The following is a 6,369-nucleotide window of genomic DNA, read 5'->3' on the forward strand; positions in this document are numbered from 1 at the left end:
GATCAGGGCGATACTGCAACCAGCACTTGAAGAAACCCTAACAAAGCTGATCAGGGCAAAAAAGCCGATCGGAGACAACAGCATAGAGCGGCATGAGCAAAGGTATTAACCACGGGACACAGCCGCAAAAAGGCACAATCCTGCTCCCAACGGTGCGAAGAAGCGACCAAAAACTCTTGCATAAGAATGCTGGTAAACAAAGAAAGCAAACCAGCATGTCGTACCATAATCGCAGTTATTGAAGCTGATCAGGGCAAAAAAAGCCGATCGGAGACAATCCCGCACGTGCGGGACATGAGCAAAGGTATTAACCACGGGACACAGCCGCAAAAAGGCACAATCCCGCTCCCAACGGTGCGAAGAAGCGACCAAAAACTGTTGCATAATAGCGCTGTATGCAATTCCAAAATAGTTTACCGCTTGTATAATTGCTGAACAACCTGCACAAAAGGACGAATCCCGAAGTTGTATATTTGCAGCCGTTATGCCCGAAAAGTTGAAAGGAAAAAAAGTATTGGATCTGAGTCTCCTCCGCAGAGTATTTCTCTACGCCAAACCCTACAAAACAAAGTTTTACATTTCACTTATTCTCGCCATTGTATTGGCAGTATTGTCGCCGGTAAGGCCTTATCTTATCCAGCTCACCATAAATGACTTCATCAGGCAAAATAAGATTGACTGGATAATATGGATCACTGTTATCCAGATTGGATTGTTGTTTCTGGAGACGGCTATGCGATTTTATTTCACATATCTTATGGCCTGGCTGGGCCAGACCGTGGTGAAGGATCTCCGGGTGGCTGTTTATGATAAAGTATTGTCTCTGAATTTATCACAGTTCGATAAGACACCGATTGGCACACTTACAACGCGCACAATCAATGACATAGAAGCAATAAACGATATTTTTGCAGACGGATTGATACCGATAATTGCAGATATGTTATCAATCGTCGCGATACTGGGATATATGTTTTATGTGGACTGGAGGCTGACCCTTATCTCACTGGCTGCATTCCCGATCCTGATTGTTGCCACTTATATTTTTAAGGAAAGCGTAAACAAATCGTTTATAAGAGTTCGAAATGCCGTTGCTCAACTGAATGCTTTTGTACAGGAACATATAACCGGAATGCAGATTGTTCAGGCTTTTGCCGCCGAGGACCGTGAATCAGGTAAGTTTCGAAAAATTAACACCGAACACAAAGACGCCAATATCAACGCAATTTTTGCCTATTCGGTATTTTTCCCGATTGTTGAAATTGTGCTCGCTGTCGGCACCGGTTTAATGGTCTGGTGGGCCGCTACCAATGCTGTAGAAATGCCCCCTGCAGAAGCAAGTGAATTACTGGGAAAGATGGTATCCTTCTACCTGTGCCTCAATCTTTTATTCCGGCCGTTGCGTGTTATCGCCGATAAATTCAATGTTTTGCAGATGGGCATGGTAGCCAGCGAAAGGGTATTTAAGGTGATGGATAATGATGATGTCATCACGGCTGAAGGCGATTATGCACCCGAAGCGGTGAAAGGTAAGCTCGAGTTTGATCATGTCTCTTTTGGTTATACTGAAGATCATTATGTGTTGAAAGACATTAATTTTATCCTGGAACCAGGGCAGACGGCTGCACTTGTGGGTCATACAGGCAGTGGTAAAACCTCGGTTATCAGCCTCATAAACCGGCTTTATCATATCCAAAAGGGAGCAATAAAGATCGATGAGGTGAATGTCAATGATTTCAAACTCGATATACTCCGAAAAAACATTGGCGTTGTGTTGCAGGATGTATTCCTGTTTTCCGGATCAATCATGGACAATCTGACTTTGCGCAATCCGGCAATTTCAAGGGAGCAGGTGATGAATGCTGCGAAAATGATCGATATGCATGACTTTATTATGAGATTACCTGGTGGGTATGATTATAAAGTGATGGAAAGGGGAAGCTCACTCAGTCTCGGACAAAGGCAACTTTTATCATTTATCCGGGCGCTGCTTTTCAACCCATCCATATTAATCCTGGACGAAGCCACATCATCCATTGATACTGAAAGCGAGCTACTTATACAAAAAGCTACTGAAACCCTGATCCAGGGTCGAACTTCTATAATTATTGCCCACAGATTGTCTACCATACGTAAAGCCGACAAGATTATCGTGCTGGATAAGGGAGAAATCAAGGAAACCGGTACACATGACGAGTTACTCGCAAAGGGTGGATTTTATGCTAAATTGTACGAGATGCAGTTTTCAAAAACAGCGGTGAAGGCAGTAGTAAAATCTTAAAATTCTTTCCCCATTTCCTGTCAAAACACTTTAAATTAATCTATCCCTTCTTATCTTTGCGCCAAATTTAGAGAAAGGTATGCTAGTTAAACGTGTTAAATCCTTATTGGTAGCGGTTTTTAGCCTGAGTTTGGTCCTGATTTCTCAGGGTGCCTTTGCTCAGCATCACGATAATGGCGACACGCAGGAAGAAGAACATATCACGAAGGAAGGTTTTAACGCGAATGAAGTTATTTTTGAACACGTTTTAGACGCTCACCAGTTCCATTTTCTTTCCTATAAAGGCAAAGATGGCGAAAAGCATCATGTTTCTATTCCATTACCCGTGATACTTTATTCTCCCCAGCGCGGTATGGATGTATTTATGTCTTCAAAGTTTCATCACGGTCATGAGATTTACAATGGTTATAAGTTAGAACGTGGTAAAATCCATCCCGTAACTTCCGATGGGACAACTGATGAGACAGTAAAGGTTTATGATCTTTCTCTTACCCGAAATGTGGTGCAGATGTTTCTTGCGCTGATTATCCTGGTATTGATCATGACTAATATTGCGAAAAAGTATAAGACCGGGGTGGGTGTAAAACAGGCACCAACAGGTTTGCAAAATGCAGTGGAGCCGGTAATCACTTTTGTAAGAGATGAAGTGGCTAAACCAAATCTTGGGTTGAAATATGAAAAATATCTCCCTTACCTGCTTACCATCTTCTTTTTCATATTAGTCAACAATATTTTCGGGTTGATTCCGGGATCTGCAAATGTTACCGGCAACATCGCATTTACGGCTGTCCTGGGAGTGATTTCATTTTTTGTTATCATGTTTAGTGCAAACAGGCATTTCTGGAGCCATATCTTCAATCCCCCTGTTCCGGGCGGTATCAAGTTCATTCTTGTTCCTGTTGAGATTCTTGGCATATTCACAAAGCCTTTCGCACTTATTATACGTCTTTTTGCGAATATGCTCGCGGGACACATTATCATAATCTGTCTTATCTCCCTGATATTCATATTTGGTGGCTTAAATGCAGCAATTGGTTGGGGTTTCTCTCCGATTTCAATAGCCTTCGCTGTCTTCATCTATGTGATCGAAATCCTGGTGGCATTTATCCAGGCTTTCATTTTCACCAATCTGACAGCTGTATTTATCGGTCAGGCAATTGAAGAGACACATCATCATGAGGACACACATCACGATGATACACATCATCCGAAAAAAGAAGGATTTGATGACGCAGTTATAGCGTAGAAGAGTGATGAGTGATGAGTGATGAGTTATGAGTGATGAGTTATGAGTTAGTGGTGAGTTTTGAGTTGTGAGTGATTTCTTAGTCTTTTTTTAATCAGTATATAAAAACACAATTATGGATCTTTTGACAATTTTGTTAAGCGAAGTACCCTGGGCGAATGCAGGTGGTGCACTCGGAGCAGGTTTAGCTGCAATCGGTGCTGGTATTGGTATCGGTCAGATTGGTAAAGGAGCTGTTGAAGCTATTGCCCGTCAACCCGAAGCCAGTAACGACATCCGTGCTAACATGATCCTGACTGCTGCGTTTATTGAGGGTGTTGCCCTTTTCGCCGTTATCGCAGGTATCCTGGCTATGTTCGTTTAATCAACCTTATTACTGCATTCAAAGCAAAGGGCGGAGAATGCAGTAATCTTTTTTGTGATTATTTTTTATGATTTAAAAAGCGAGATTAAACAGTTATAAATATTATTAAAGATGGATTTACTTACCCCCTCGTTTGGATTATTACTTTGGACCCTGCTGGCTTTTGGTATCGTGTTTTTCATTCTGAAAAAGTTTGCCTGGAAACCTATATTGGCCTCTTTGAAAGAAAGAGAACTGGGAATTGCGGAATCTATTGCAATCGCTGAAAGGGTTAAGGCAGAAATGGCTCAGTTGAAAAGTGAAAACGAAGCGCTGCTTGCCAAGGCCCGTGAAGAAAGAGCGCAGATCCTGAAGGAAGCCCGCGACATCAAAGAAAAGATTCTGACCGAAGCTAAAGAACAAGCCAAGGTGGAAGCGAATAAGATCATTTCAGAAGCTAACGCTGCTATCCAGACACAAAAAATGGCTGCACTGACAGATGTTAAAAATCAGGTTGGTCTGCTTGTGCTTGATGTTGCAGAAAAAGTATTGCGTCGAGAATTAAATAACAAAGCTGAACAGGAGGCATTTATCCACCAGCTGGCATCAGACGTGAAGTTGAACTAACAGAAGTTGGGCTTACACAAGTTGACTAACAGAAGTTGACTAACAGAAGTTGACTATCAGAAGGTGACTAACAGAAGTTGACCAACAGAATTTGAATTATCAGAGCTAAACCTGAATCAAACATTTTACATTGAAGTTTCGCAGATGCTTCTTTGTTTAATCAGTAAAAATAAATTATGCAAAATCCCCGGATAGCAGGCAGATACGCGAAGAGCCTGATTGGGTTAGCGATAGAAAGGAACGAGCTTGATCGTGTGTATAACGATATGTTGTACCTGCAGTCGGTTTTGAAACAAAGCAGGGATTTTTTGGTAATACTTCGTAGCCCGGTTATCACACCGGATAAGAAACAAACAATACTTCAATTGGTAACTGAAGGTAAAGTGGGCGAGATTGTTGCTGGTTTCAACCGTTTATTAATAAAAAAGGGCCGTGAAGGATTTTTGCCGGAGATCATCACTGCGTATATCAATCAATACAAGGTGTTGAAAGACATTTTTGTTGTGAAGCTTATTACTGCGGTTCCGGCTAGTGAAGAGTTAAAGCAAATGATCATAGATAAAGTTAAGGCTACAACTTCTTTACAAAACATAGAACTAAAAACAGAAGTAAAAGAAGAATTGATTGGTGGGTTTGTATTACAAATGGGTGATTCGCTCGTTGACGCAAGTATCAGCTATGATCTGAATGCGATCAAACAACAATTCTTAAATAACGACTTTATCTATAATATACGATAGGTATATTTCAGGCAGATATATCTGGTATAGTATTACATTATTCACGGTAAACAGGCACCGCAGTTTAATCTGGAACTGCCTGTAAATTGAAAGCTTAAAACTAAATAATAAAACATGGTAGAAATTAAACCCGATGAAATTTCGGCTATCCTGCGTCAGCAGCTGAGCAATTTTAATGCTTCAGCAGACCTGGAAGAAGTAGGTACTGTTTTACAGGTGGGTGATGGTATAGCCCGTGTTTACGGATTAAACAACGTAAGCAGTGGTGAACTGGTTGAATTTGAAAATGGTGTTCGGGCGATTGCATTGAATCTTGAGGAAGACAATGTGGGTGTGGTATTGATGGGAGATCCAAGTGCCGTTAAAGAGGGAGCCCAGGTAAAAAGAACCGGCAAGATCGCTTCTATTAAAGTGGGAGAAGGTATGCTTGGTCGTGTGGTAAATACCCTTGGTGCGCCTATCGATGGTAAGGGACCACTTACAGGTGAATTATATGAAATGCCCCTGGAACGTAAAGCTCCTGGTGTTATCTACCGTGAACCGGTGAAAGAACCTTTGCAAACAGGTTTGAAAGCTATCGACGCGATGATTCCTATCGGGCGTGGACAGCGTGAATTGATAATCGGTGACCGTCAGACTGGTAAAACAGCTATCGCAGTTGATACTATTATCAATCAGAAAGAATTTTATACTGCAGGTAAACCAGTTTACTGTATATATGTTGCGATCGGTCAGAAAGCTTCAACTATTGCCGGTGTGATGAAAACTCTGGAAGACAATGGTGCGATGGCGTTTACAACCATTGTTGCGGCTTCTGCTTCTGAACCGGCTCCATTGCAATTCTATGCTCCTTTTGCCGGTGCAGCGATAGGAGAGTTTTTCCGTGATACAGGTCGCCCTGCATTGATCATTTATGATGATCTGTCAAAGCAGGCTGTAGCTTATCGCGAAGTTTCGCTGTTACTGCGCCGTCCACCGGGCCGTGAGGCTTATCCTGGTGACGTATTCTATCTGCACAGTCGTTTGCTTGAGCGTGCTGCAAAGGTGATCAGTGATGATAATGTTGCAAAGGATATGAATGATCTTCCTGAATCAATCCGCCACCTGGTAAAAGGAGGAGGTTCACTCACAG

The 6,369-nt window shown here is 42.0% G+C and carries 6 protein-coding genes; all 6 read left to right on the top strand.

From position 1 onward, the window contains the following. Positions 1-484 precede the first annotated feature (484 nt). Positions 485-2,281 (top strand): ABC transporter ATP-binding protein, encoded by a 1,797-nt coding sequence (locus VK664_RS20190; protein ID WP_461400509.1) that lies wholly within the window; start codon positions 485-487, stop codon positions 2,279-2,281. A 79-nt stretch (positions 2,282-2,360) separates the two neighbouring features. Beyond that, complete coding sequence (atpB, locus tag VK664_RS20195) at positions 2,361-3,527, top strand: F0F1 ATP synthase subunit A (protein WP_461400510.1); 1,167 nt, start codon at positions 2,361-2,363, stop codon at positions 3,525-3,527. A gap of 115 nt (positions 3,528-3,642) precedes the next feature. Continuing rightward, complete coding sequence (gene atpE / locus VK664_RS20200) at positions 3,643-3,891, top strand: ATP synthase F0 subunit C (protein ID WP_458922580.1); 249 nt, start codon at positions 3,643-3,645, stop codon at positions 3,889-3,891. A 111-nt stretch (positions 3,892-4,002) separates the two neighbouring features. Continuing rightward, the gene (gene atpF / locus VK664_RS20205; RefSeq protein ID WP_461400511.1) at positions 4,003-4,497 is read left to right on the top strand and encodes a F0F1 ATP synthase subunit B; all 495 of its coding nucleotides are present in this window, start codon (positions 4,003-4,005) and stop codon (positions 4,495-4,497) included. A 176-nt stretch (positions 4,498-4,673) separates the two neighbouring features. After that, positions 4,674-5,237, top strand: a complete 564-nt coding sequence (gene atpH / locus VK664_RS20210) for an ATP synthase F1 subunit delta (RefSeq protein ID WP_461400512.1) — start codon at positions 4,674-4,676, stop codon at positions 5,235-5,237. Positions 5,238-5,351: 114 nt separating this feature from the next. After that, positions 5,352-6,369, top strand: a 1,018-nt coding sequence (atpA, locus tag VK664_RS20215; RefSeq protein WP_461400513.1) for a F0F1 ATP synthase subunit alpha, incomplete at its 3' end; no start/stop codon positions are given.

Origin of the sequence: Flavitalea sp. (genome assembly GCF_035489435.1) — a bacterium.
Classification (GTDB): Bacteria; Bacteroidota; Bacteroidia; order Chitinophagales; family Chitinophagaceae; genus DATHKG01.

What these genes read in the sequence shown, in the direction of transcription:
- atpE (WP_458922580.1), top strand. Translation starts at nt 3,643, where the DNA reads ATGGATCTTTTGACAATTTTGTTAAGCGAAGTACCCTGGGCGAATGCA.
- atpB (WP_461400510.1), top strand. Translation starts at nt 2,361, where the DNA reads ATGCTAGTTAAACGTGTTAAATCCTTATTGGTAGCGGTTTTTAGCCTG.
- atpH (WP_461400512.1), top strand. Translation starts at nt 4,674, where the DNA reads ATGCAAAATCCCCGGATAGCAGGCAGATACGCGAAGAGCCTGATTGGG.
- atpF (WP_461400511.1), top strand. Translation starts at nt 4,003, where the DNA reads ATGGATTTACTTACCCCCTCGTTTGGATTATTACTTTGGACCCTGCTG.
- VK664_RS20190 (WP_461400509.1), top strand. Translation starts at nt 485, where the DNA reads ATGCCCGAAAAGTTGAAAGGAAAAAAAGTATTGGATCTGAGTCTCCTC.